Here is a 26,728-nt window from a genome sequence, read left to right as displayed (position 1 = left end):
GGCACTAGACCTTCTCGCTGCTCACCCCCACATACAACGCCCGGCCTGCCCCCAGGCCGGCAACGATCGCACCCACGCCGATCACCGCAAAAATCCAGCCCACCGCGGCCCAACCACCGGTCCAATCATGCACCAGGCCCACCGCTAACGGCCCCATGGAGGCCAGGGTGTAGCCGATGCCCTGGGCCATGCCCGACAGGTTGGCGGCCACGTGGGAGTCCCGCGAGCGCAGCACGATCAAGGTCAGCGCCAGGCTGAAGGTGCCGCCCTGCCCCAGGCCGAGCAGCACCGCCCACCCCCACAACCCCTCAAGCGGCGCATACAGGCAACCGAACAGGCCGGCAAGGGTCAGCAGCATCACCACCACAATCGCCAGCCGCTGGTCCTTGCCACGGGTAGCCAGCCACGGCGCCGTCAGCGCGCTGAGCAGTTGCACGATGATCGAACCGGACAGCGCCAAACCGGCATCGGTGGCACTCAGGCCACGATCGATCAGGATCGACGGTACCCAACCGAACACGATATAGGCCAGGGACGATTGCAGGCCCATGTACAGGGTCACCTGCCAGGCCAGCGGGTCGCGCAGCAAGCCCTTTACGCGATAGGCGACTTGATGGGCGCCGTGCTTTTGGCCGACCTGTGGCAACCAGAACAACGCCGCCACCAGCGCGGGCACAATCCAGAAGCCCAGGCCGACGCTCCAACTGTCGCCGAAGTAATGACTGAGCGGCACCGTCGCCCCCGCCGCCAACGCCGCGCCCAGGCACAGGGCCATGGTGTAGACGCCGGTCATGGTGCCGGCCTGCTTGGCAAAATCACGCTTGACGATGCCCGGCAGTAACACGCCGATAATGCCGATGCTCGCGCCGGCGATCAGGCTGCCGGCGAACAACCCCACTTCGCCGAACGCACTGCGCAGGGTGATCCCGCCCGCCAGCGTCAGCAGAATTCCCAACACCACCCGCTCGGCGCCAAAACGCCGCGCCAGCAGCGGCGCCAAGGGCGCAAACAGCCCCAGGCACAGCACGGGCAAAGTGGTCAGCAAACCCGCTTTGGCCGCCGACAACCCCAGGCTGTCGGACACCGCACTGAGCAACGGCGACAGGCTCGACAGTGCCGGGCGCAGGTTCATCGCTACCAGGATCAAGCCCATGATCAACAGCCACGGGCGGCTCACCACCGGTGGGGTGTGTTGCACCCCCTCGTCGTCGGCTTCAGCGTCGATCAACAGTTCTTCAAGCTTGGTTTCAGGGTTCATTGATCAACTGCCGGCAAAGGGATTTGGCGCGTTCCGGGTCTTGGTGCTCCACGGCTTCGAGCAGGGCGATATGCAGGTCGAACACCGCTTGGCGACGCGGCGAGATGTTCAGGGTCTGGCGCAATTGGGCGCCGACGACGGCGGAAAAATACTGGTACAGCTCGCTCAAGGCCGGGTTGTGTGCGGCGTCTACCAGGCGCTTGTGGAACACCAGATCAGCCCTGATGTACGCCTCCAAATCGCCGTGATACAGCGCGGCGCTCGCGTCCAGGGCTTCGCGCAAACCTGCCAGGTCGTCATGGGTTCGGCGCAACGCCGCAAGGCCGATGGCCTCCACTTCAAGAATCTGCCGCGCCTCCTGCGCCTGGGTGACCGTGCAATGGGACAACGCACGCATCGCGCCCAGCGGATCGGTCATCGAACGCAGGTAACTGCCGTCGCCCTGGCGAATTTCAATCAACCCGGAAAAGGCCAATACGCGCATGGCTTCGCGCACGGTATTGCGGCTGATGCCCAACTCGGCGGACAGCTCAGGCTCGGTGGGCAGGCGTTCGCCAATGGCCCACACCCCTCGACTGATGCGTTGGCGCAGTTGCTCCAACGCCTGGTCGACCAGGGAGCGTTTGATCAGGGGGGCGATGTCTGTCATGGCTTTTGCATTTTCGTCCAATCATAGGATGAATTTTCCTACAGCCTATTCGGAGCAGCCTACAAAGGCAACGGACTAGGGTTTTGAGGCAGGAAAAGGAGCAGTATTTTCGATTGGTAAAATTACCCTCAGAGGGTAATTATTGGACTCAGGTGTCTTATGGAAAAGTACACACCTCATTACGATCTGGCGGTGGTAAAGGCGGATGTGAAGCGGCTTGGCAGGAGAGCGTTTACCCACACAGCACAAAGGTGCGGCAGGGAACTCCACTTCAGCATCAAGGAAATGCAGGATGCCATCTATGAGTTACAAAACTGGATGTTGTACAAGTCGATGACCACCTATAGAGATCATCGGGTTTGGCAGGACGTGTATCACACGTACGCAAAAGATAGGGAGATTTACATCAAGGTCACTTACTCCCCGGACGGTGACCCTCCGGTGATCTCCTTCAAGGAGAAGAACCTATGAAGGTAAAAAATTGCTACATCTGTGGTGCCCCCGACGCATTGCATTATTTTGAGGGCCGCAGTGAAACCATCAGGGTCAGAGGTATGGAGCGCCGGGTAGACAATCTTTCCGGCTGGGAATGTCACGTATGCGGTGACGGCTTTTGGGACCCCGATACCGATAGTGCGGATCGTTATGGCGAAGCCGGCGATGAACTCGTCATAGCAGCCCAAAAGATGATTGGCGCCGAGATGAAACGTATCCGCCGCAAATTGCACCTTACGCAAAAGGAAGCGGTGGAATTACTGTCCGGTGGCGGCCACAACGCATTCTCTCGCTACGAACGCGGCGAGCTTCTTCCCCCCAAGCCGCTGGTATTACTGATGCGGCTATTGGATCGTCACCCGCATTTGCTGGCAGATGCCGAAGTCTTGGCAGAAGGTGCTGACATGCGTGGCGCTTTCACCTACACCGTGAACAACGACGCTGAGGCACTCAAAGTGTCCTAGCCCCAAAAAATAAACCCGGCGCCAGGCCGGGTTTATTCATTCAAACATCGATCAATGCAAAATCTGGCTCAAGAACAACTTGGTCCGGTCATTCTGCGGGTTGTCGAAGAAGTCATTCGGCGCCGCCTGTTCCACGATCTCGCCCTTGTCCATGAAGATCACGCGGTTGGCCACGGTGCGCGCAAAGCCCATTTCGTGGGTCACGCACAACATGGTCATGCCGTCTTCGGCCAGGCCGATCATGGTGTCCAGAACTTCCTTCACCATTTCCGGATCGAGTGCCGAAGTCGGCTCATCGAACAGCATGATTTTCGGCTTCATGCACAAGGCACGGGCGATCGCCACACGCTGTTGCTGGCCGCCGGACAGTTGCCCCGGAAACTTGTGCGCCTGTTCCGGAATGCGCACGCGCTCCAGGTAATGCATGGCGATTTCTTCGGCCTTGCGCTTGGGCATCTTGCGCACCCACATCGGCGCCAGCGTGCAGTTCTGCAGGATGGTCAGGTGCGGGAACAGGTTGAAGTGCTGGAACACCATGCCGACTTCACGGCGGATCGCTTCGATCTGCTTGAGGTCGTTGGTCAGCTCCACGCCATCGACCACGATGCGGCCCTGCTGGTGCTCTTCCAGACGGTTGAGGCAGCGGATGGTGGTGGATTTGCCTGAACCCGACGGGCCGCACAGCACGATACGCTCGCCCTGCTTGACGTTGAGGTTGATGTCTTTCAACACGTGGAACTGGCCGTACCACTTGTTGACGCCCTGCATCTGGATAATGCCTTCAGGGCTCACAGGCTGTTTGATCGCTTCGCTCATAACATCAACTCCTAACGCTTGTGGCCAGTGTCGAGCTTGTGTTCCAAATGAATGGAATAGCGCGACATACCAAAACAGAAAATCCAGAACACCAGGGCCGCGAACACGTAGCCTTCAGTGGCCATGCCCAACCATTTCGGGTCGGCGGCGGCTTGCTTGACGCTGTTGAGCAGGTCGAACAGGCCGATGATGATCACCAGGCTGGTGTCCTTGAACAGCGCAATAAACGTGTTGACGATGCCGGGGATGACCATCTTCAGGGCTTGCGGCAGAATCACCAGGCCCATCGAGCGCCAGTAGCCGAGGCCCATCGCTGCGGCCGATTCGTACTGACCTTTGGGAATCGCCTGCAAGCCACCGCGCACCACTTCCGCCACGTAGGCCGACTGGAACAGGATCACGCCGATCAATGCGCGCAGCAGTTTGTCGATGCCCATGCCTTCGGGAAGAAACAACGGCAGCATCACCGAGGACATGAACAGCACGGTGATCAACGGCACGCCGCGCCAGAATTCGATGAAAGTCACGCAGACCACCCGAATCGCCGGCATGTTCGAACGCCGCCCCAGCGCCAGCATGATGCCCAGCGGCAAGGCGCCAGCAATGCCGACGGTGGCGATCACCAGGGTCAGCATCAGGCCGCCCCATTGGCTGGTCGCCACGTTGGTCAGGCCGAAGATTCCGCCGTGCAGCAGGAAGAACGCGATGATCGGGTACAGCACCAGGAAGCTCAGGCCGTAGACCGCCTTGCGTTGAAAACGCGAGATGAACAACGGCGCCACGCCAACGATGGCCAGCCACACGGTGAGGTCTACACGCCAGCGCAGGTCTCCAGGGTAGTAGCCGTACATGAACTGCCCGAAGCGCTGTTGGATAAACACCCAGCAGGCGCCCTCTTTGGTGCAGTCGGCGCGCGTGGTGCCGACCCAGTTGGCGTCGATGATCGCCCAGCTCAGGATCGGCGGCACCACCAGGTACACAAGGTAGAACGCGAGCAACGTCAGCAGCGTATTGAGCCAGCTGGAAAACAGGTTGGCGCGCATCCATGCCATCGGCCCGAACACTTTGTTCGGCGGCGGCATATCAGGTTTGAAAATATGTGAACTCATGGGCGTTTCCTCACCGCTCGATCAGCGCAATGCGCTTGTTGTACCAGTTCATCAGCAGGGAAATGCTGATGCTGATCGCCAGGTACACGCTCATGGTGATAGCAATAACTTCGATGGCCTGGCCGGTCTGGTTGAGCACCGTGCCGGCAAACAGCGAAACCATTTCCGGGTAACCGATACCGGCGGCCAGCGAAGAGTTTTTCGCTAGGTTGAGGTATTGGCTGGTCAGCGGCGGAATGATCACCCGCAGGGCCTGCGGAATGATGACCTTGCGCAGCGTCGGCCCAGGGCGCAGGCCCAGGGAACGCGCGGCTTCGGTCTGGCCATGGCTGACGGACTTGATGCCCGAACGCACGATCTCGGCGATAAACGCTGCCGTATAAACAGTAAGCGCCAGGGTCAGTGCCAGCAGTTCGGGGATGAGTACCCAACCGTCGACAAAGTTGAAGCCCTGCAGCTTAGGCATTTCCCAGTGCAGCGGCGCGCCGAAGATCAAGGCGCACAACGCCGGAATCACGATGAACAGCGCCAGGCCCGCCCAGAATTTGTGGAACGGTACGCCCGTCGCTTCAAAGCGCTTGTTGGCCCAGCGAGCCATCAGCACGATTGCGACAATCGCCACCACCACACTGACCACAAACGGCCAGAAACCGTCGGCTGCAAGCGCTGCCGGCATGTTCAGGCCGCGGCTGCTGACAAAGAAGGTGTCACCGAAGTTGTGGCTGTTACGCGGCCCCGGCATGGTCAGGAACACCGCGAAATACCAGAACAGGATTTGCAGCAGCGGCGGAATGTTGCGGAACACTTCCACATACACGGTTGCCAGCTTGTTGATCATCCAGTTCGGCGACAGCCGCGCGACGCCGATGATGAACCCCAGCAGCGTCGCCAGGATCACGCCGATAAACGTCACCAGCAAGGTGTTGAGCAAACCGATCACAAACACCCGGGCATAACTGTCCGATTCGGTGTAGTCGATCAGGTGCTGCGCGATGCCGAAGCCGGCACTGCGTTCAAGAAAGTCGAAACCCGAGGTAATGCCCCGGTGTTGAAGGTTGGTCTGGGTATTGTTGAAGAGGTACCAGCCCAGCGAGACCACCGCCACAATCGTGATGATCTGGAAGAGCCACGCACGCACTTTGGGATCGCTGAAGCTGAGCTTCTGCTTTGGTGCGCCGATTTGATTTTGCATGAAGTGCCCCGGAAATAATGGAACAGAACATCACCCGGTGGTTGGCCCACCGGGTGACAGAACCATCAGCGATCAGCGCACAGGTGGTGCGTATTGAATGCCGCCGGCGTTCCACAGCGCGTTCAGGCCACGGTCGATTTCCAGCGGGGTGCTCTTGCCGAGGTTGCGCTCGAACACTTCGCCGTAGTTACCGACTTGCTTGACGATCTGTACGACCCAGTCTTTCTTCACTTTCAGGTCTTTGCCGTATTCGCCGTCAGCACCGAGCAGACGAGCGACGTCCGGGTTCTTGGTGGACTTGGCTTCAGCTTCAACGTTTTTCGAAGTGATACCGGCTTCTTCAGCGTTGAGCATGGCGTAGCCAACCCAGCGCACGATGGCCAGCCACTCGTCATCGCCGTTACGCACGACTGGGCCCAATGGTTCCTTGGAAATGGTTTCCGGCAGGACCACGTAGTCTTTCGGTGCGGCCAGCTTGCTGCGCTGGGCGAACAGTTGGGACTTGTCGGAGGTCAGTACGTCGCAACGACCGGATTCCAGCGACTTGGCGCTTTCATCGGAGGTGTCGAAGGTGATCGGGGTGTATTTGAGGTTGTTGCCGCGGAAGTAGTCGGAAACGTTCAGCTCGGTGGTGGTACCGGCCTGGATACAGATGGTTGCACCGTCCAGTTCCTTGGCACTTTTAACGCCCAGCTTGTTGTTTACCAGGAAGCCGATGCCGTCGTAGTACGTGATGAAGCCTGGGAATTTCAGGCCCATGCCGGCGTCGCGGGAGCTGGTCATGGTGGTATTACGGGACAGAATGTCGACTTCGCCCGATTGAAGCGCGGTGAAACGCTCCTTGGCGTTCAACTGGCTGAATTTGACCTTGGTCGCGTCACCGAAAACGGCAGCGGCCACAGCGCGGCACACATCAGCGTCAATCCCCAGGATCTTGCCGCTGGCATCCGGTACCGAGAAACCCGGCAGACCGTCACTCACGCCACATTGCACAAAGCCTTTCTTCTGCACGGCGTCCAGCGTGGCGCCAGCTTGGGCGAAACCACTGACACCCAGTACAGCCGCCGCAGAAACGATGGCCAGGGTGGATTTCAATACCTTCATTCAAACCTCCAGTTGCTCTTGTTGTGTCGGAGCTCGAACCTCAGCGCACCCTTATGAGGCGATATCGACCCGTGTTGGCTTTTTTTGGGGTCAAGCGGCATGAGGTTGTTGCGGTCAATCCAGTTGCTATCCCATAAGCGGCAGTCACTGATAGTGTTACCGTCCTGAGATAGCGCTGACATCGTCCAACACATAGCAAGGCCCGTACCAGAGTGCCGGCTGAGCCGATTCAGCCCACGGTCAATAGCAAAAGATTCAACCGTGCGACATCTTCTTAACAGATCAACTAGTCGCGCACCGTTCCGTTGCACCTAATCGGAGCGCGCGCACATTAATGGAGCAGACATGACCGAACCCTTGATTCTTCAGCCCGCCAAGCCCGCAGACGCCTGCGTAATCTGGTTGCATGGCCTGGGTGCCGATCGCTACGACTTCCTGCCGGTGGCCGAGGCGTTACAGGAAAGCTTGCTGACGACCCGCTTCGTTTTGCCCCAGGCACCGACCCGTCCGGTGACGATCAACGGCGGCTATGAGATGCCCAGTTGGTACGACATCAAGGCCATGAGCCCGGCCCGCTCGATCAGCCTGGAAGAGCTGGAGGTGTCGGCAAAAATGGTCACGGATTTGATCGAAGCGCAGAAGAGAACCGGAATAGACGCGTCGCGGATTTTCCTCGCCGGGTTTTCCCAGGGCGGCGCCGTGGTCTTTCATACCGCGTTCCTGAATTGGGAAGGCCCACTGGGCGGCGTTATTGCCCTCTCAACCTACGCACCGACATTCGGCGATGAGCTGGAGTTATCCGCCAGCCAGCAGCGCATTCCAACGCTGTGTCTGCACGGCCAGTACGATGAAGTGGTACAGAACGCCATGGGTCGCACGGCGTATGAGCACCTGAAGAGCCGTGGTGTCACCGTGACATGGCAGGAATACCCAATGGGCCACGAAGTGTTACCCCAGGAGATACACGATATCGGCGCCTGGCTGACCGCGCGCCTGGGCTGAAACCCGGCGTTTATGTAGCCGTATGACAGACGCACTACGCCGCGCCCGATTCTTGCATTACACTGGCCGGCGTACATTCCTTAACCAATTAATGAGATCACCGTGCTCAAAGCACTCAAGAAGATGTTCGGCAAAAGCGAGGCTGAGCCGCTCGCGCCTGATTCCAGTGCTCCTGTCTCTATTACCGGCAGCCGCAACGACGGTGAACAACCCGGCCGGACAGCACCCGTTGCCCAGCCGAAGGTGACACCGCCTGAACAGGCAACACCGGCGGCAGCCGCTCCCGCGCCAGTGGCTCCAAAGCCTCGCCGCGAACGCGCACCAAAGCCGGTCGTCATCCCCTGGAAGCTCGAAGACTTCGTCGTCGAACCCCAGGAAGGCAAGACCCGCTTCCACGATTTCAAACTGGCCCCGGAACTGATGCACGCCATCCAGGACCTGGGTTTCCCGTACTGCACGCCGATCCAGGCGCAGGTGCTGGGCTTTACCCTGGCGGGCAAGGACGCCATCGGCCGCGCCCAGACCGGTACCGGCAAGACCGCCGCGTTCCTGATTTCGATCATCACCCAACTGCTGCAGACGCCGCCGCCGAAAGAACGCTACATGGGTGAACCGCGCGCGCTGATCATCGCCCCGACCCGGGAGCTGGTGGTACAGATCGCCAAGGACGCCGCCGACCTGACCAAGTACACCGGCCTCAACGTCATGACATTCGTCGGTGGCATGGACTTCGACAAGCAGCTCAAGCACCTCGAAGCCCGTCACTGCGACATCCTGGTAGCCACGCCGGGCCGCCTGCTCGACTTCAACCAGCGCGGCGACGTGCACCTGGACATGGTCGAAGTGATGGTGCTGGACGAAGCCGACCGCATGCTCGACATGGGCTTTATCCCGCAAGTGCGCCAGATCATTCGCCAAACTCCACCGAAGGCCGAGCGCCAGACCCTGCTGTTCTCCGCGACCTTCACCGAAGACGTGATGAACCTCGCCAAGCAGTGGACTACCGACCCGTCCATCGTTGAGATCGAAGCGCTCAACGTCGCCAGCGAAAACGTCGAGCAACACATCTACGCCGTGGCCGGCGCCGACAAGTACAAGCTGCTCTACAACCTGATCAACGATAACGGTTGGGAGCGGGTGATGGTGTTCGCCAACCGCAAGGATGAAGTACGCCGCATCGAAGAGCGCCTGGTGCGTGACGGCGTCAACGCCGCGCAGCTGTCGGGCGACGTGCCGCAGCATAAGCGCATCAAGACATTGGAAGGCTTTCGCGAAGGCAAGATTCGCGTGCTGGTGGCCACCGACGTGGCCGGGCGCGGGATTCACATCGACGGCATCAGCCACGTGATCAACTTCACCCTGCCGGAAGTGCCGGACGACTACGTGCACCGCATTGGCCGTACCGGCCGTGCCGGGGCGGCGGGGGTGTCGATCAGTTTTGCGGGTGAGGATGACTCGTACCAGTTGCCGTCGATTGAGACGTTGCTGGGCCGCAAGATCAGCTGTGAGACGCCGTCGACGCATTTGCTGCGGGCGGTGGAACGTAAGCGGCCTTAAGCGCAACGCGATTAAAAAAGTGAGCGGGCCCGCCCGCTCTCAAATTTGTTGCATCAAACACGTCCCGCGCCACCGTCCTACCGATATCAATTCCACCAGGATGGTTGGCGAATGCGCGACTCCTCGTCTCTGAATGCCTGAAAGTAACCTGCACTGCTCGTTGGCATATCAAAAAAAAGACTGCCAGCGGCCTGTGGCTGTGCCGAAGCGTTCGAACCCGGCCCCGTCGGGCCTGACTCAGAAGCCGGTGACGCCGCTTTGCTTCTGGCCTCTATCGCTCGGCCAAAATTGGTCGTTCTCAAAGCAAAGCGCGTGACGCCATAAACCTTGCTGAAGGTAGTAACGCCCTGTTTGTCGGTGAACTTGTAGGTCAAGCCCACCATGCGTTTGCCCGCCGCCTGCAGACCGCTTCCAAGCGGGGTATCAAAAAAGCCAGCGTACTTGACGAAGTCTTTGGCAGTCCCGGCTTTCGCTGCCGCGTTGTAAGCCAGGTTTGCCGATGTATAGGCTCCCCCAATACTGGCCGTCCATGAAGCAATGGAAAACCCTAAAGAGGCCCACCCCAGGTTGCGAATATGGTGGGAACGGTCCCACCCCGTCATTCTGTCAACCTCTGCAATGCCAAGCGCCGCAGTACTCAAGGTTCCACCCACTACGCCCAATGCAGAAGCGATAAAAACTGCCGATTTGGAGGCAACTACCATCGCCGCCGTAGCGGCGGAGGCTGTCGCAGCAACTGCCGCTGCGCCACCCGAAGCCGCTGCTAAACCTGCCGCCGTCGCCGCCGCCGTATAGGCAGCCGCAGCCGCCATCAACCCGGGCGTCGCAAATCCTACCGTTACTATCGACAGGGCTAATGCCGTCCCGGTCAGAACCCACTTCAGCCAGCTCGGCCACAAACCGCTGGGGTCCATCAAGTTGATTGGATTACACGCACAATACGCGTAGCTATTGAATCCACCCTCATCGAATGGAGCAAGCGGATCAACCTGCAGAAAAACCAGCAGACTAGGATCGTAGACGCGCTGGCCGTTGCCCAAAATATAGAGGTTGCACGACGCATCCAGTCGATGACCATTGAACGCTGGCAGTTGCAGGTCTGCCATGGTGCGAGTCTTTCCGTCATTCGGTACAACTTGCGCATCGCCATAGGGCGTGTAATGTCGCCGCACATGCGCAAGCCCCGGAGCCGATATGCCGCGCACGCTACCTGATGCATCGTTAGTGTGCAGTTGTGGCCCATCCACACCGCCGCTGCGCGCCAACACCTGATCCCCTCCGTCGGCAAAACGGATTTTTTTATTGCCTTCCACCACGGTATCAAGGCGGTCTTCCACGTACATCAGCTTCACAGGAGGTTCGTTGCCCCTGGAAGCAAGTACCTGGCGTGATTCGGCATCGTACTCATAGCTGTACTGGAGGGCATTGGCCCGTACTCCAGTCAGTTGATCAAAACTGTTATAGGTATAGGTCTGGCCTGAGGCTCCGACCTGCAAGTTGCCCGCCGCATCATAAGTCAGAGTGACATCCTGCACTGGGAGAGTGTGAGTGAGCCGGGTCAAACAGGTAGGGTCGGTGCCGGTGAAAAAGCGCACGCACGTATCTTGCGTACCGTCGGTAAAGGAGGTGATTACCTGGGTAATGTTATTAAGGCTATCAAAACTGAAAACCTGCCCTACGACGCCACGCCCCAACTGGTCCTTAGGCTGTTCGCGACCCTCACAGCGATAAGTCTTGAGCCTCAGGAAGGCATCGTAGGTAAATTTCTCATCGGTCACCACTTGTGAGCTCGCATCCGTCAGAACCCGTGTCGCCAGCATACTGTTGGCATCGTATGTGCTGGTGATCACTTGCAGCAGCGCGCCGTTCTGCTCAAAACGGCGTGAGGACTCACGCCCCAGCCCATCGTAAGACAGCATGGTTACGACTTCAGTGCTGCCATAGGCAGTGGTCAGGTTCTGTGGCCGACCCAACGTATCATAGCTCTGCTCAACGACCATACTGCCCGTGACTATCTTGGTAAACCGACCGCGCTCGTCATAATCAAGCCGACTAACCTGACCATCAGCGGCCGTTTGATGCAGCAGTCGACCGCCAGGGGAATAGCTGTAGAGGGCAGTCAACGAAGTGCCATTGATGTTTTGAGTCTCCTTCTCGAGATGGCCGTTCTCATCATGAACATACTCATGGATCAGGCCATTGGTCTCCGTGCGCGTCAGTGTTCCCGCAACATAATCATGCTTGTAGGTACTTACCGGGAGCCCCGTCATCTCCACCTTGGTTTGCACATCCAGCTCTTTGTCATAAGTAATGCTTTGACGAGCACCACGAGGGGATACCATCGCAACGGGCGCCATCCACCCTGCCTCATACTCCCATGTAGAGGCTTGCCCCGTGCCACGACTCTGGCTGGTCATGCGCCCCAGGCTGTCATAACTGCGTGTGCCCAACTGTTTGCCGTCGATCAAGAGTGCGCTGACCGTTTCGCTGCTGGTACCCGGCGCGTAGTCAATTTTGCGCAACCGTTGCGGGGTGCCGTCCACAGGCTTTTGAAGAACGGTCAACAGCCGGCCGAAGGTGTCATAGGTGAACTCACTCGAAGTGCCATTGATATCCTTCACCAGCAGGCATCGGCCCAGGCCATCATAGGTGCGCGACTCTACTTCGACGCCGTTATTGCTGGCATCAAGTCGCTCCACCTTCACCGGCTGACTATGCTCATTGAAATAAGTTTTCAGACGTTCACCACCCTCAACGCCCTCAACCTTGAGATTCAACTGCGGATCGTATTCATCAATCAGAACGCGGCCATCGGGACCGGTTACGCTGCTGGGGTTGCCCCAACCATTGTAGGAATAGACCGTCTTCAGCACACGCTGGCCGTCGGTCACATAATCGAAATCGACCTGTTCAATGAGTTGCCCAAGCGCATCGTAAGTCCGTGTTCCGATAGCGCGTTCCAGCGGTCCCGCCATCAGTTGATTATCGGAAACCTGGCGGCCAAGCCCATCAAACCTTGTGACGACCTGGCGACCTTGGGCATCTGTGGTGATCAGATGAGCAGCGTTGCTCTGCGTCGAAAAATGGTAGGCATAGTTACGCTTAGCCTGCTGCGGTTTGCCCGGAGAAACCACTTCCTCAACCAGTCGACCATTGACATCGAATGCTAGAGCCACTGCACAACCACCGTCCCGGATCATTGATTCCTGGCGCCGGTTGACCAGCGATAGTGTGCGTTGAGACTCAACCCATTGCCCTTCACGGCCCAGCAGTCGGCGCGTTTCAATAAGACGATCACCCGCGATGGTATAGCTGAAGTTGCTGACCAGCGTCAGTCCAGCAATGGTGCAAGAGGATGTTTCCAACCGACCTACCAGCTCGGCAGGCGCGCTGTAGTAAGTGTGCTGCTGGCTGAAACTCCCAGCCTGAAGGATGGACTGCTGCAAGACAAAGTAACTGGCGCCCGTCGCCGGCAAGCGGGTGTGGGTGTAGTCGGTGACTCGCGCAGCAACCGTGGCTCCCACAGGAAAAAGGCGCTCTTGCTTCACGTAGCGAGGAAAGAGGTTGTGAGAGTCGGCCGGGCATTTTGCAGCTTCACCAGTGATCGGGTAGTAGCTGTACTCGGTGCGAACGCCGGATACTTCAGTGAGACTTAGCTCATTGCCAAAGTCGTCGGTCTCGATATGCTCAGACACCTCCCTTGCAGGGTTACCCGCCCGTTCATAGCGCTGGGTAACCGTCTTCGGAATCGCGTAATTGGCCGGTTGATCAGAGAACTGACCCGCGACCACGTTATAGATGACGCTGGTCTTGCTTATGGTGCCATCGCGCCGCACCGTTTTTTCGGTCTGCAGGTGAAATTTGTTGTAGGTCGTACGTGTAACCATCAGCACCTTGTCATTGTCGGCTGCGTCAATGCGGGTTTCCTCCGACCAATAAACGTAAGCCCCCGCCACCTTCAACAAGTTGTCCTCGCCCTCCTGGAAACCACCTGAAAAAGGGTATCCGGAGAAGTTGCTGCCCGGACTGTAGCTATATTTTCTGATCATGCGCGGCTGATTGGCGCCAGGAATCTGCACCCACGTGTCGACGCTGGGAATGTATTGGTTGTTACCGTAGGCAAGGGTATTTTCGCTGTAGACAATGCGTTCCTCCCCCCCATAGGCCGCTTTACACTCTCGATAGCACTCAAGCCATTGCGGAACACGGTATAGGCGAACGTGTAAGCAGCAGACCCGGGCGGACCACTGCGATCATAGGGAACGGTGACACCGGTTAAATACTCGTTGGCATATGAAAATCGGACGCGTGCGTAACGCCCGCCGCCGACAAGGGTATCGACCGTCGACAGTATCCAGCTCTGGGAATAGGTCAACACCACAAGTTCCTCGCCCTTCTGATTAAGGATGCGATCGAGGTGTTCACCCAAAGCATATCGAAAGCTCAAGCTCTCGCCATTTTCAAACTGAATGGTATTTATACGATAGGGCACGGTACTGCCATGCTTTTTCAAAACCTCGACGGTTCCATCCTTATAAACTACATGTAGCGTGTCCGCAGCCGGCCGCTTGACCACCAAATCCCTTAACTTACGATCTGTGAATGCAAGCGTGCCCCCTACTGACGGCAGGCTCTGGGTTTTATAGCGCTCACCCGTGAGTAGCGTGAGCGTAAGGTTGTCAACATCAAACTCGGTATTACTGATTCGCCAACCAATACCGTACCTTGAAGGCTGAGTGTTCAGCATTGAAAATGACAGCGTGACATCCTTAGACACTTCTAAAGGGCCGTTTGGATATAAGGTTGCCAATTGAACCTTAGACGTGTATTGCAATGTGCGGTCATCGACAGAACCGGCCAAATAAGAGCCAAAGCAAAACGCATTCGAGTAAACATTCATACGGACGCACCTCAAGTCAGCATTTGAAATTGAACGCCGCCTCATCAATAACAACAAGACTCAAGGTTCCTAAGCACTAGTTATAATCGGTAAAGTAGGCGGTATTACCGTCCTCACTCTGATTAATATAATACGCCTGCTCACATCCGTAATTATCGATCAGCCGCAATGGCGTTTTTGTGTCTCCGCTACCGAACGAAATCGAAGGCCTTGTCACTCTCGCAATACGCATTACTGTATTATGATGATCCGCTTTTATTATAATATTTGGATCCACTAATCCATCATTCGCAATATCACCAAATCGAACGACGGCATTAACATCATCACCTAACAGCACACCAATTTTTCTAGAGCGCCCTAAAGCACCCCCATCATGAGCGTAACACGACTGAAATTTTAACCCTTCACTAGGCAACGACAGAGGGGTGTCCAACCCTTTGTTCATCAGAAACTCGACACCGCCCATTGACGGACGCACATAATACATATCTAAATCAGTAGAGACTGCGCCATTAAAAACATCATAGCGATTCACAGTTAACTCACCAACCCGAATAACATAAGGCCTGACAGGTGAAAGAGTGATAAATGAATTACCCACGTACCCGTAAGTTGTATAAACCACGCCACCTACAATTATTCTCGCCATAAATCTGATTGATTCTAATGGGATGCCTGGCGCAACGCGCATATATCGCTCAATTATTTCAGCTCTAGGATCATTGGTAACTGTATACCCACTATCATCACACACAGAGTTCTCGGCATCCAGGCTGCGAATTCCCGTATCGAAGATGTTTTTATCTGTGTCAACAGACCACCCCGTCGGGAGTGGGGCAAACTTATCTGATGAATAAAAGGTGATCGTTGCGCTTTTTTTCTCCTCATTCGTCAGGGGTTTTTCCACCCAGATGCTCCCATCGAGAGTTTCTTCTTTGACGACTTCAATCAAAACTTTGCATTGATGGCGATTATTGGTATAGAGCTCATTACTATTGGGCTGCCCACTAGGGAAAAAAATCTTGAAGACTTTGACGTTAGTTTCAGCGATCTCCTCATAGTCCTCCACCCGCATCCCAAAACCGCCAGATGATTTCGATAAACGGTATTTTTGTGTCGTCCCGACATTATCAATCAATGTCCATGCACTGCGAGTGTCTTCGCGAAGAATTGGCATATCATCACTCACGTGGAGAGCACGCATGATCGTCGGACGCTCATGAAATCGTACTAGCGGATTTTTCCATGGATGGTAGAAACCATGATGAATATCACTCAAATGCAGCTGCAGACCGGAATAGTCCCCCCCCTGACAACGCCAGCCTTCCACCCCAAGTTGTATGCTTCCTCATGTAAGAACGATGTTTGGAACAGCTCTCCCTCTTCAGAAAATTCAACAGACCGTCCAAGCCCTAAATTCCAAGTAAAATACATTGGGCTTGGAGGCGTCCAATAGGAACATTGAATGGTACATCTGGCGTCTACATACGCAGCATCTGCAGATTCAGAGAGATCCTCAGCTTTAATGACGAATGGACGGATCGGCTTAACGACTACCGACGAATCTTCCTCATCGCCTGCACAGCCTGCCGACGTATAAACTTGGCCATCAAATTCAACCTTGGCCACAAGGGTGATAGGTGCATAACTATCAGTTGGGGCGCAACGCATAAAACGCCGCACATACTCTTTTTTAGAACCTACACCGCAGATCGAAGTTTCATTTTTTCTAGCCTTGCCCTGCCCTGTTTTATTTTTTTGCAGGCCAAGATCATATTGATTTCTCTTCTTATCACACGACCATCCCGACGCGAGTGGTTGAATCTTATCAGCGAAACACTGGATGACCGTTACACTGGCACGCTCAGACTCCGACAATTCAGTTTCATGCCACACTCCGTTCCCATCCTGAGCCTCTTTAATCACTTCGATAATTAGCTCGCACTGATGGTTACCATTGGCATATACCGAGCAACGCGAACTTTCATCGCCAGAGCCTCTGATTGTAAAATGAGAAAGGCGAATAGAATCTTCGGTCTGAGCCATGTCAAATTCCTTATAGAAATTATGAAAAATAAGAAAATTACAGGCTCGACAAACTTATTATAAATTTCTTTAACCGCTATAAGCCACCGCACCATACGGTCGATTAAAAGTCTTTCACCAAGGTGATGACAACTGTCAGAAGTAACAGTTAATAAGAACAAATAGAAATAGTCATGAAGTTTTGCGCTTCAAAAAGCCATGAAAACTCTCACACGTTCCAACGATGTGCAGCCGCACAATCGCTTTCCCGCCCTTCCACCCAACGCGGCCCCTCACTGGTGTTCTCTTTCTTCCAGAACGGCGCCCGCGTCTTCAGGTAGTCCATCACAAACGCACAGGCATCAAACGCCGCCTGCCGATGGGCACTGGCGGCTGCAACAAACACAATCGGCTCACCCGGCTCCAGCGCGCCAATACGATGCAGCACTTCCAGCTTGAGCAACGGCCAGCGCTGCTCAGCTTCGACTGCGATCTTGGCCAGGGCCTTTTCGGTCATGCCGGGGTAGTGCTCCAGGAACATCCCTGCCACGTCCAGGCCGTCGTTGAAGTCGCGGACATAGCCCACAAAACTCACCACCCCGCCCACGCCCACATTGGCCGCGTGCATGGCATTCACCTCAAAACCCGGATCGAACGCCTGGGCCTGCACACGAATGGCCATGATCAGCCTCCGGTCACGGGTGGAAAGAATGCTACTTCGTCACCTGCCTGCACTGGCTCATCGAGGCCGCACAACTCTTCGTTGCGCGCACACATCAGGCTGGTCTCGTTGAGTACGGCAAACTCCGGGTCACTGGCCAACGCTAGACGCACCGCATCGACAGTGGCGAAATCGCCCTCCACCTCCAGCGAGTCAAAGCCCACTGCTTCGGCGTAACGCGCAAAAAACAATACGTTGATGCTCATGCCTGGTCCGCCTTGAAGTGCCCGCTTTTACCGCCGAGCTTTTCCAGCAGGCGAATGCTTTCGATGGTCATGCCACGGTCCACGGCCTTGCACATGTCGTAGATCGTCAATGCCGCGACGCTGGCAGCGGTCAACGCTTCCATCTCTACACCGGTCTGGCCGGAGAGTTTGCAGCGCGCCAGGATATGCACAGCGTCCACGCCATCGGCGCTCAGTTCGACCTTGACGCCCGTCAACATCAGCGGGTGGCACAGAGGGATGAGATCACTGGTTTTTTTCGCAGCCTGGATCCCGGCAATGCGGGCCACGGCAAATACGTCGCCCTTGGGATGGGCGCCGTCGACAATCATTTTCAGGGTCTCGGGCAGCATGCGCACGCGCGCTTCGGCCACCGCCTCACGGAACGTCACGGACTTGTCGGTGACGTCGACCATATGGGCGCGACCTTGGGAATCGAGATGAGTCAGCACAGGGATACTCCTGATCAGGAGCACCGATTGTAAACCTATCGCCGATCAAAATGTGGGAGGGGCAAGTGCCCTCCCACACTGACCGCATTTACAAGTGAGATTCGGCGTATTCGGCCAGAATCGAACGGGGCACCCCTTGCAGCGCAATGTGCACGCCGTTGGGGAAGTCTTTGAAGCGTTCCGTCAGGTACGTCAGCCCGGAGCTGGTCGCGGACAGGTAAGGGGTGTCGATCTGTGCCAGGTTGCCCAGGCACACCACTTTGGAACCGGCACCGGCACGGGTGATGATGGTTTTCATCTGGTGCGGGGTCAGGTTCTGGCATTCATCGATCAAAATCAGGCTCTGCTGGAAGCTGCGACCTCGGATGTAGTTGAGGGATTTGAACTGCAACGGCACTTTGCTGAGGATGTAGTCGACGCTGCCATGGGTGTTTTCGTCATCCATGTGCAAGGCTTCGAGGTTGTCGGTGATCGCCCCCAGCCACGGTTCCATTTTTTCCGCCTCGGTGCCGGGCAGGAAACCGATTTCCTGGTCCAGGCCCTGCACGCTGCGGGTGGCGATGATGCGGCGATAGCGCTTGGTCACCATGGTCTGCTCGATGGCGGCAGCCAAGGCAAGGATGGTTTTACCGGAACCGGCAGCCCCCGTCAGGTTGACCAGGTGGATGTCCGGGTCGAGCAGCGCGTACAGCGCCAGGCTCTGGTAGATATCGCGCGGTTTCAGGCCCCAGGCTTCCTGGTGCAACAGGGGTTCCTGATGCAGGTCGAGAATCAGCAGCTTGTCGACCTGGATTTCTTTGATCCAGCCCACAAAGCCCTGTTCGTCGATGATGAATTCGTTGATGTGTACAGCCGGCAGGTTGTCGATCAACTGTACCTGATGCCAGGTGCGGCCATGGTCCTGACGGGTTTCGACCTTGCTGACGAGGTCCCAGAAGGAGCCGGGCACCGTGTGATAGCCACGCGACAACATCGACACGTCGTCGACCAGTTGGTCAGTGCTGTAGTCCTCGGCAGCGATCCCACACGCTCGTGCCTTGAGGCGCATATTGATGTCTTTGGTCACCAGTACCAGGCGCAGATCCTTGTCGCGCGCGTGCAGGTCGATCAATTGGTTGATGATTTTGTTGTCGTTCAGATTTTCCGGCAGCAGGCTGTTGGGCTCGCTGCGCTTGCTCATCAGAATCGACAGCAAGCCCTTGGGCCCGCTTTTGCCACGCTGGATCGGTACGCCGACTTCAACATCCTCCGGCGATGCTTCGCCCAGTGTCTTGTCGATCAGGCGGATGGCCTGGCGGCATTCGGCGGCAACGCTGTGGTGCCCGCTTTTGAGTTTGTCGAGCTCCTCAAGCACGATCATCGGGATGGCGACGTGGTGTTCTTCAAAGTTAAGCAGTGCGTTCGGATCGTGGATCAGTACGTTGGTATCAAGCACATAAAGGATTGGCTGGTCGGAAGAAGGGTTACGTCCATGATCATCCATACTCGGTCACCTTTGTGGGAGCCAGTCGACGCAATACCTGGGCGGTGCTGCGCCTCGATTCGACCACCGACTGCACCTGAGTGACGTCAAGCGCAGTGCCCACATGAGGAGTCTTGGAAGACGCCACCTGTGTTGCAGGTTTCGGCGATCTGACTTCGTAATACCGCAAAACCCATGACAGGAAAAAGCACTTTGACGCTTTTTTGAAGTTTATTTTTCAGGATGACGAATAGCACTAGCCGTGTACCAGGTACCCCGTTAAAGTCGGAAGTCCGCCTGCATCGAAATATCGTACAAAATCACCCCGAAAATGCCTCACACCCAACAGGGCCGGGCACTTCAGCGAAACGCCTCTCGGCAGTCCTGCCAACCCAGTCCACTCTGTGCCGTTGCCTGTAGCAGGATGGGCAAAGCAACCCGCGCTTTGTCCTGGGTGTCGTGAAACACAATCACACCTTTGCGCCACAGCAGCATCAACGTCAGCACCCGTTGCGCCGACTCATCGGCCTTGAGCTTGCCCGGCTCGTCCTGGGAATCGATGTCCCACAATGCCACCTGCAAGCCTTGGGCTTGAAAGAAACCCTGGCTGTCGGCACGACGCTGGCCGTAGGGCGGACGGAAGAGAGGCACGTAGTTTTCCGGCATCAGGTTTTGCGCCAGTGAGGCACTGCGGGTGATGGAGCTCTGCCAATCCACCCAATGACTGTGGGAACGGTACTGCCAACCCTGGGTGCCCACGCACTGACCCTGGTACAGCGCCTGCACATCAGCAACGGAACTGCGCTCCACCCGGGTTTGCAGGCTGCTGCCGAGGGCGAAGAACGTGGCGTTCATCTTTTGCTTGCGCAGGTAGTCGGTGAGCCAGTCGGTGTTACCGCTGACCGAGGCCGGGCCGCCGTCGAAGGTCAGCAGGAACAGGCGGTCGTTGAATTCATCGCCATTACGCTCATGGTCGCCAAACCGCGCGATTTCGCTGCTGATCTGTGGAAACAGCGCAGCCTTGCGCAGCAGTTCGTCCAGGTACCGTTCATGGAAGCTATGACTGGGGGCGGCCCAGCCTATATAGAAGGAATCGCTGCTGACCTCGAACTTGCCGGCCTGCTCGCGCAGGTCGTCCATGTTTTCCACCAGGTAGCAGAACGAGGCATCCTCCTCGCAGCTCCTTTGGGCAAGCGTGTAGTTCTCCAGCAGGCGCTGCCAGAGCTGACGACGCAGGTCGTCGATGGCGGACAGATTGATGATCTTCAGGCCAAGGCGCTGTTTGAGCGCGCTTTCATCCTGATTCTCGCTGGCCAACAGGCTATGGGCGAACATCAGGATTTCCGCGCGCGAGGCGACGTCGAACAGCGCCGGGCTGCCGAGTTTTTCTGGCCAGGTGCCACGGTCGAGGCTGGCCACATCCACCGGGGCGGCGTGAGCGCTCAGGCAGAACAGGCAAGCGGATAAAAAAAGCGCGATTCGCACAACGGGTCTCCCTCTCCAGAGTCGACCGGCACTATAGCCGATCAGTCACTCGTCCACGCCTATGCCGGAGCGTGAATAGGGTCGGCGCTAAAGTGGCGCAGCACCTCATTTGCCCGGTAGAGTCAATTGAGCGCCGGTGTGTATCCAGCTGTGCGCAAAGGGATCCGCATTCATCTAAAGACCGAAAGGAATATTGAATATGCATGAGCAGGCAAGGCTGACCAAGAGCCATCAGACATTGGGGCAAGTCGGGCAATTGGTTTCCATTGAAGACATCGAAAAGAACTACTCGACCTCCGCCAAAGCCAATAGCGCAGTGGAGGTTGAGTGCGCGAACACACGCTGCAAGGTTAAAGTTCGCATTACTATCATTTCGCCCTCCAAGCCTGGCCGAAAAATAACGCCTTCATCCTATTTTCATGGAAAGCACATAGCGGGTTGCGATCGCAAACCTTCACAGCCGCAGCTGGCTCCTATGCACGCTTCACCAACGCAAGGAGCCAACCCGGATAAAAACAATATCCCCGCTGTTTGGGTGGATCCTATCGGCACCTCTCCTGGCTCCGGGGGCCCCACCGCGATCTCTCCAAGCCAGATCAATCCTTCAGGCGCTTCGACCCAAGGCCGATCCCGGACCGGCGCAGGCACGAGTAAAAGCCAGTCCCAGCGGGTTGAGCGCTTCGCGAAGGAGTGGCTCAAATTGACTCAGCAGGTCAGAAAAACCCAGCCGCTAGAAGCCCCCTGGAATCTCGGCGGCACTTACGCCTCAGCGTTTTATCCCTTTGATTATCAAGACACAGAATCGATGTATTCAGTTGGGACAAGAATACACACGGCCTCCGTGGTGTCGGGAAAACTCTCCAATGGCGATTTTTACATTCGCCTGAAAGAACAAAAAGCGCACGCAACTCCAAAGATCGTCATTATCAATGCTGCCATGCTGAGCGCCAGCGTCGCTGGCCAATCGCTGGCAATGCAGCTCATCAACCCAGGAGTACCGACCAGCAAAACGTACATTTTTTTCCTCGGCGCATTTCTGGCAAACCAGACGACGAGCCAGGAAGAATTGATCGTTGCTCACCCCCATTACTTTTACGTGCAAACCTAACAATGTGGAACGAGCCTTGACCCCGAGCGCATTTAACCCCTAGGCGCGTAACGAGTGCATACCTATCGCCATCATAGGTGGAGTCAAAACGCCCAAGCCCCTAGAATCCCTCCCACGATTACAGGAGCCAACTTCATGCTGATGGTGATTTCCCCCGCCAAGACCCTCGATTTCGAGACCGCGCCCGTGACCCAGCGCTTCACCCAGCCGCAGTACCTGGACCACTCCCAGGAACTGATCGAGCAATTGCGCACCCTCAGCCCGGCGCAAATCAGCGAATTGATGCACGTCTCCGACAAGATCGGCGGCCTCAACGCTGCCCGGTTCGGCAGCTGGACCCCAGCGTTCACCCAAGCCAACGCCAAACAGGCGCTGCTGGCGTTCAAGGGTGACGTCTACACCGGCCTGAATGCCGAAACCTTCAGCGATGCCGATTTCACCTACGCCCAGGACCACCTGCGCATGCTCTCGGGTCTCTATGGCCTGCTGCGCCCGCTGGACCTGATGATGCCGTACCGCCTGGAAATGGGCACCAAACTGGCCAACGCCCGTGGCAAGGACCTGTACGCCTTCTGGGGCACGCGCATCAGCGAATGGCTCAATCAAGCGCTGGTCGAACAAGGTGATGACGTACTGCTCAACCTGGCCTCCAACGAGTACTTCTCGGCGGTCAAGCGCACGGCCCTGAACGCACGGATCATCAACACCGAGTTCAAGGACCTGAAGAACGGCCAGTACAAGATCATCAGCTTCTACGCCAAGAAGGCACGGGGCATGATGAGCCGCTTTGTGATCGAAGAACGTATCAACGACCCGGAAAAGCTCAAGGCGTTTGATGTGCAAGGGTATCGCTTCAATGCAGAGCAGTCGAAACCGGATAACCTGGTGTTTTTGCGCGATCACGCACCGCAATAAGGCGTAACCGCCTCTTCAGACAATGAGGTCCAAATGTGGGAGCGGGCTTGCTCGCGAATGCGCAATGTCAGCCACTGAATGAGTTGACTGACCCACCGCATTCGCGAGCAAGCCCGCTCCCACATTTTTAGGTGCACGCCCATCAAGATTCGTCATATTTTTGGCGTCAAAAAACATCCTGAAGCATGTCTAACAATTCTTTCACTCGACATTCGTCATTTTTTTTCGTAGTGGCACCACTTTTTTAAAAGCGTGATGGCACAAAACTATCCCTGCGCGCCAACTCCCCACAACTACTGGCCCAAATAGCAAGTGCTATCAATATAGTACTAGTGCCATCTTGCCTAATATTTCAAGAAATTTCGGGAAACAGGATGAGCGGCCCGGAACTTCGTCAAAACGCACGGCTCATACCACCGGTAACGAAATTCTCTGTTTCTGTAGGAGATGACTTACATGACGACCAATGGAGAGTATCGAAGTTGTCACATTAAACTTTGACCGAATGGTCACTTTACAAATGCTTAGTTACGAGCGGCGACAAGGATGATTTGCCACGAACTATGAGGCCAAGGCTGTGCTTACCCTAATGGGTCAGTGATACAACCCAAGACATTGATATTTAAGGCTAAAAACCCATATCAAAATCTTGTGGCACTGGCGCCACGCCCTTCTCCCAGGAAGGCTGGCTGCATTTCAGGGCAGGCCCCAATAACAAGGCCAAGTTGCGCACAACTTGAGTGCAATAGTTAGTCACTCGCTATTTAACATGCCTGCACGCGATAAGTCGGCGTCTATTCGCCTAACTTTCGCGGCATCAGTGACGCTTGCAAACATGAACTCCGGCCAATTATTGGCATGATTAACACCGTCTTCAATGACACATGAGGTAAATGCGATGCGCATCAGCATATTTGGTTTGGGTTACGTTGGCGCAGTCTGTGCCGGTTGCCTGTCTGCACGTGGCCACGAAGTGGTCGGCGTAGATATCTCCAAGGATAAGATCGACCTGATCAACGCTGGCAAATCGCCGATTGTTGAGCCAGGCCTGGGCGAACTGTTGAGCCAGGGTATTGAAACCGGCCGGCTGCGCGGCACGACCAACTTCGCCGAAGCCATCCGCGATACCGACCTGTCGATGATTTGCGTCGGCACGCCGAGCAAGAAGAACGGCGACCTGGAACTCGACTACATCGAAGCGGTATGCCGCGAGATCGGCCTGGTCCTGCGTGACAAAGCCACCCGCCACACTGTGGTCGTGCGTAGCACCGTCTTGCCAGGCACCGTAGCCAACGTGGTGATCCCGATCCTCGAAGACTGCTCTGGCAAAAAAGCCGGTGTGGACTTCGGCGTTGCAGTCAACCCGGAATTCCTGCGTGAATCCACCGCCATCGCTGACTACGACCTGCCACCGATGACCGTGATCGGCGAATTCGACAAAGCCTCCGGCGATGTCCTGCAGTCGCTGTACGAAGAACTCGACGCACCGATCATCCGCAAGGACATCGCCGTTGCCGAGATGATCAAGTACACCTGCAACGTGTGGCACGCCACCAAAGTGACCTTCGCCAACGAGATCGGCAACATCGCCAAGGCTGTCGGCGTCGACGGTCGCGAAGTGATGGAAGTGGTCTGCCAGGACAAGACCCTCAACCTGTCCCAGTACTACATGCGCCCAGGCTTCGCCTTCGGCGGTTCGTGCCTGCCAAAAGACGTGCGTGCCCTCACCTACCGCGCCAGCACCCTGGACGTGGAAGCGCCGCTGCTCAACTCGCTGATGCGCAGCAACGAGTCCCAGGTGCAGAACGCCTTCGACATCGTTTCCAGCCACGACAAACGCAAAGTCGCGCTGCTGGGCCTGAGCTTCAAGGCCGGCACCGATGACCTGCGCGAAAGCCCGCTGGTCGAGCTGGCAGAAATGCTGATCGGCAAGGGTTATGACCTGAGCATCTACGACAGCAACGTCGAGTACGCCCGTGTCCACGGCGCGAACAAAGACTACATCGAAGGCAAGATCCCGCACGTGTCGTCCCTGCTCAACTCGGACTTCGACGACGTGATCAACAACTCCGACGTGATCATCCTGGGCAACCGCGATGAGAAGTTCCGTGCCCTGGCGCAGAACGCACCGCACGGTAAGCAAGTGATCGACCTGGTGGGCTTCATGTCCAAGGCCACCAGCACGACCGGTCGTACCGAAGGCATTTGCTGGTAACAGCAACGGCCAGTTCCGGGCTGCAAGCGTACTAATCCCCAGCGCTTGCAGCCTGGAGCCTTCTTCACCTTCGGATGACGCTCATGTCCAAGTTAAAACACGTACTGCTCCAATCCGCCGGCTGGCTGTTCTTCCTGAGCCTGCTGATGGGACTCGCCCTGCTGCTGCCGGCGAGTACGTTCGACGCTGAGTCGAAGAATTTTATTTTCCTGATTGGCGCCGTCGGTATCTGGCGCTACTCGATGGGTGCAACGCATTTCTTTCGCGGCATGCTGTTCCTGTACGTGGTCTACCCGCACCTGCGCCGCAAAGTGCGCAAGCTGGGCAAGGCCGCCGACCCGTCCCATGTGTTCCTGATGGTCACCAGTTTCCGTATTGATGCGCTGACCACTGCACAGGTCTACAGCTCGGTGATCCGTGAAGCCATCGAATGCGGCTTCCCCACCACCGTGGTCTGCTCACTAGTGGAAATGTCCGACGAGCTGCTGGTGAAGAGTTTGTGGGAACGCATGAACCCACCGGAGCACGTCAAGCTCGACTTCGTGCGGATCGCCGGTACCGGCAAACGCGACGGCCTGGCCTTTGGTTTCCGCGCCATCTCCCGCCATCTGCCGGATGACCGCGCAGTGGTTGCGGTGATCGATGGCGACACCGTGCTCGCCGAAGGCGTCGTGCGCAAGACCGTGCCGTGGTTCCAGCTGTTCGGCAATGTCGGCGGCCTGACCACCAACGAGTTCTGCGAAGTGCGCGGCGGCTACATCATGAGCGAGTGGCACAAACTGCGCTTCGCCCAACGCCACATCAACATGTGCTCCATGGCCCTGTCCAAGCGCGTACTGACCATGACCGGTCGTATGTCGGTGTTCCGTGCCAGCGTAGTGACCGACCCGGGCTTTATCGCCGATGTGGAAAGCGACTCGCTGCAACACTGGCGCCTGGGCCGCTTCAAGTTCTTGACCGGCGACGACAAGTCCAGCTGGTTCAGCCTGATGCGCCTGGGTTACGACACGTTCTACGTGCCGGACGCCGCGATCAATACCGTGGAACACCCGCCGGAAAAAAGCTTCATCAAGGCCAGCCGCAAGCTGATGTTTCGCTGGTACGGCAACAACCTGCGCCAGAACTCCCGTGCCCTGGGCCTGGGTGTGCGTCGGTTGGGCTTGTTCACCAGCGTGGTGCTGTTCGACCAGCGCGTGTCGATGTGGACGTCCCTGCTCGGCCTGACCGTGGCGATCATCGCCACTTTCAAATACGGCGGCGCGTTCATCCTTGCGTACCTGCTGTGGATCGGCATCACCCGCCTGATCCTGACCCTGCTGCTGTCGTGCTCCGGCCACAAGATCGGCCCGGCCTACCCGGTGATTCTCTATTACAACCAGATCATGGGCGCGCTGGTGAAGATCTACGTGTTCTTCCGCCTTGATCAACAGTCCTGGACCCGCCAGGACACCAAACTGACCCGCGATTTGGCCAGCTTTCAACGTTGGTTCAACACCTGGTCGTCTCGGACCATGACCTTCTCCGCCGGCAGCATCTTTGTTGCCGTGTTGCTGATGATGGTCTGACCCTGCC

The 26,728-nt window shown here is 56.8% G+C and carries 23 protein-coding genes; 8 read left to right on the top strand and 15 right to left on the bottom strand.

From position 1 onward, the window contains the following. Nucleotides 1-4: 4 nt before the first annotated feature. Nucleotides 5-1,258 carry a CynX/NimT family MFS transporter gene (locus AB4O35_RS11075; protein ID WP_065945251.1) on the bottom strand — a complete coding sequence of 418 codons (1,254 nt, stop codon included), beginning with the start codon at nt 1,256-1,258 and terminating at the stop codon, nt 5-7. Beyond that, entirely contained in the window at nt 1,248-1,907 is a 660-nt protein-coding gene (locus AB4O35_RS11070; RefSeq protein ID WP_065945252.1) for a FadR/GntR family transcriptional regulator, read from the bottom strand. The genes AB4O35_RS11075 and AB4O35_RS11070 overlap by 11 nt, the downstream gene beginning before the upstream one ends. 159 nt (nt 1,908-2,066) lie before the next feature. On the opposite strand from AB4O35_RS11070, the gene AB4O35_RS11065 reads away from it, so the two are divergent. Together AB4O35_RS11065 and AB4O35_RS11060 are read left to right on the top strand one after the other, a co-directional pair. Then, on the top strand, nt 2,067-2,378 hold the full coding sequence (locus AB4O35_RS11065; protein ID WP_049709879.1) for a type II toxin-antitoxin system MqsR family toxin: 312 nt from the start codon (nt 2,067-2,069) through the stop codon (nt 2,376-2,378). After that, nucleotides 2,375-2,866 carry a type II toxin-antitoxin system MqsA family antitoxin gene (locus tag AB4O35_RS11060; RefSeq protein ID WP_065874998.1) on the top strand — a complete coding sequence of 164 codons (492 nt, stop codon included), beginning with the start codon at nt 2,375-2,377 and terminating at the stop codon, nt 2,864-2,866. Before AB4O35_RS11065 ends, AB4O35_RS11060 begins: the two co-directional genes overlap by 4 nt. A gap of 51 nt (nt 2,867-2,917) precedes the next feature. On the opposite strand, the gene AB4O35_RS11055 is transcribed toward AB4O35_RS11060, so the two are convergent. From AB4O35_RS11055 to AB4O35_RS11040, 4 genes are all read right to left on the bottom strand, one after another. After that, the gene (locus AB4O35_RS11055; RefSeq protein WP_003171943.1) at nt 2,918-3,682 is read right to left on the bottom strand and encodes an amino acid ABC transporter ATP-binding protein; all 765 of its coding nucleotides are present in this window, start codon (nt 3,680-3,682) and stop codon (nt 2,918-2,920) included. Between the two features lie 11 nt (nt 3,683-3,693). After that, entirely contained in the window at nt 3,694-4,791 is a 1,098-nt protein-coding gene (locus tag AB4O35_RS11050) for an amino acid ABC transporter permease (RefSeq protein ID WP_460149590.1), read from the bottom strand. A 10-nt stretch (nt 4,792-4,801) separates the two neighbouring features. Beyond that, nucleotides 4,802-5,983 carry an amino acid ABC transporter permease gene (locus tag AB4O35_RS11045; RefSeq protein ID WP_065874999.1) on the bottom strand — a complete coding sequence of 394 codons (1,182 nt, stop codon included), beginning with the start codon at nt 5,981-5,983 and terminating at the stop codon, nt 4,802-4,804. Between the two features lie 72 nt (nt 5,984-6,055). Next, nucleotides 6,056-7,087, bottom strand: coding sequence for an amino acid ABC transporter substrate-binding protein (locus AB4O35_RS11040; RefSeq protein ID WP_065875000.1), 1,032 nt, complete (start codon nt 7,085-7,087; stop codon nt 6,056-6,058). 345 nt (nt 7,088-7,432) lie between these two features. On the opposite strand from AB4O35_RS11040, the gene AB4O35_RS11035 reads away from it, so the two are divergent. Both AB4O35_RS11035 and rhlB read left to right on the top strand, forming a co-directional pair. Next, nucleotides 7,433-8,089 (top strand): alpha/beta hydrolase, encoded by a 657-nt coding sequence (locus AB4O35_RS11035; RefSeq protein ID WP_065910574.1) that lies wholly within the window; start codon nt 7,433-7,435, stop codon nt 8,087-8,089. 96 nt (nt 8,090-8,185) lie between these two features. After that, a complete protein-coding gene (gene rhlB / locus AB4O35_RS11030) occupies nt 8,186-9,646 on the top strand; it encodes an ATP-dependent RNA helicase RhlB (protein ID WP_175402971.1) in 1,461 nt (486 codons plus the stop codon). Nucleotides 9,647-9,732: 86 nt separating this feature from the next. Here the strand turns inward: rhlB and AB4O35_RS11025 are convergent, their stop codons facing one another. The 9 genes from AB4O35_RS11025 to AB4O35_RS10985 form a co-directional block, all read right to left on the bottom strand. Then, nucleotides 9,733-13,695 (bottom strand): RHS repeat domain-containing protein, encoded by a 3,963-nt coding sequence (locus AB4O35_RS11025; protein ID WP_460149589.1) that lies wholly within the window; start codon nt 13,693-13,695, stop codon nt 9,733-9,735. Further along, the gene (locus tag AB4O35_RS11020) at nt 13,692-14,546 is read right to left on the bottom strand and encodes a BRCT domain-containing protein (protein ID WP_460149588.1); all 855 of its coding nucleotides are present in this window, start codon (nt 14,544-14,546) and stop codon (nt 13,692-13,694) included. The genes AB4O35_RS11025 and AB4O35_RS11020 overlap by 4 nt, the downstream gene beginning before the upstream one ends. Before the next feature lie 76 nt (nt 14,547-14,622). Continuing rightward, entirely contained in the window at nt 14,623-15,828 is a 1,206-nt protein-coding gene (locus AB4O35_RS11015) for a hypothetical protein (protein WP_460149587.1), read from the bottom strand. Continuing rightward, on the bottom strand, nt 15,825-16,595 hold the full coding sequence (locus AB4O35_RS11010) for a hypothetical protein (protein ID WP_460149586.1): 771 nt from the start codon (nt 16,593-16,595) through the stop codon (nt 15,825-15,827). Before AB4O35_RS11010 ends, AB4O35_RS11015 begins: the two co-directional genes overlap by 4 nt. Nucleotides 16,596-16,803: 208 nt before the next feature. Next, entirely contained in the window at nt 16,804-17,256 is a 453-nt protein-coding gene (gene moaE / locus AB4O35_RS11005) for a molybdopterin synthase catalytic subunit MoaE (RefSeq protein ID WP_065875007.1), read from the bottom strand. A gap of 2 nt (nt 17,257-17,258) precedes the next feature. Next, nucleotides 17,259-17,501 carry a molybdopterin converting factor subunit 1 gene (gene moaD / locus AB4O35_RS11000; RefSeq protein ID WP_049709886.1) on the bottom strand — a complete coding sequence of 81 codons (243 nt, stop codon included), beginning with the start codon at nt 17,499-17,501 and terminating at the stop codon, nt 17,259-17,261. Further along, complete coding sequence (gene moaC, locus AB4O35_RS10995) at nt 17,498-17,971, bottom strand: cyclic pyranopterin monophosphate synthase MoaC (RefSeq protein WP_016978208.1); 474 nt, start codon at nt 17,969-17,971, stop codon at nt 17,498-17,500. The genes moaD and moaC overlap by 4 nt, the downstream gene beginning before the upstream one ends. A gap of 88 nt (nt 17,972-18,059) precedes the next feature. After that, nucleotides 18,060-19,454 (bottom strand): PhoH family protein, encoded by a 1,395-nt coding sequence (locus tag AB4O35_RS10990; protein WP_065875008.1) that lies wholly within the window; start codon nt 19,452-19,454, stop codon nt 18,060-18,062. A gap of 339 nt (nt 19,455-19,793) precedes the next feature. Next, the gene (locus tag AB4O35_RS10985; protein ID WP_065875009.1) at nt 19,794-20,918 is read right to left on the bottom strand and encodes a polysaccharide deacetylase family protein; all 1,125 of its coding nucleotides are present in this window, start codon (nt 20,916-20,918) and stop codon (nt 19,794-19,796) included. A 199-nt stretch (nt 20,919-21,117) separates the two neighbouring features. Between AB4O35_RS10985 and AB4O35_RS10980 the strand changes: the two genes are divergently transcribed. The 4 genes from AB4O35_RS10980 to alg8 all read left to right on the top strand — a co-directional run bounded on the left by AB4O35_RS10980 (nt 21,118) and on the right by alg8 (nt 26,721). After that, the gene (locus tag AB4O35_RS10980; RefSeq protein ID WP_065945253.1) at nt 21,118-22,026 is read left to right on the top strand and encodes a hypothetical protein; all 909 of its coding nucleotides are present in this window, start codon (nt 21,118-21,120) and stop codon (nt 22,024-22,026) included. A 135-nt stretch (nt 22,027-22,161) separates the two neighbouring features. Beyond that, nucleotides 22,162-22,941, top strand: coding sequence for a peroxide stress protein YaaA (gene yaaA / locus AB4O35_RS10975; protein WP_065945254.1), 780 nt, complete (start codon nt 22,162-22,164; stop codon nt 22,939-22,941). An 898-nt stretch (nt 22,942-23,839) separates the two neighbouring features. Next, nucleotides 23,840-25,156, top strand: a complete 1,317-nt coding sequence (locus AB4O35_RS10970) for a nucleotide sugar dehydrogenase (protein WP_065875012.1) — start codon at nt 23,840-23,842, stop codon at nt 25,154-25,156. An 83-nt stretch (nt 25,157-25,239) separates the two neighbouring features. Continuing rightward, nucleotides 25,240-26,721 carry a mannuronan synthase gene (alg8, locus tag AB4O35_RS10965; protein WP_175402968.1) on the top strand — a complete coding sequence of 494 codons (1,482 nt, stop codon included), beginning with the start codon at nt 25,240-25,242 and terminating at the stop codon, nt 26,719-26,721. Nucleotides 26,722-26,728 lie beyond the last annotated feature (7 nt).

The organism is Pseudomonas sp. H1_A03 (assembly GCF_054685145.1).
The sequence above is the reverse complement of the archived record's forward strand: the minus strand, read 5'-3'. Positions and strand labels throughout refer to the sequence as shown.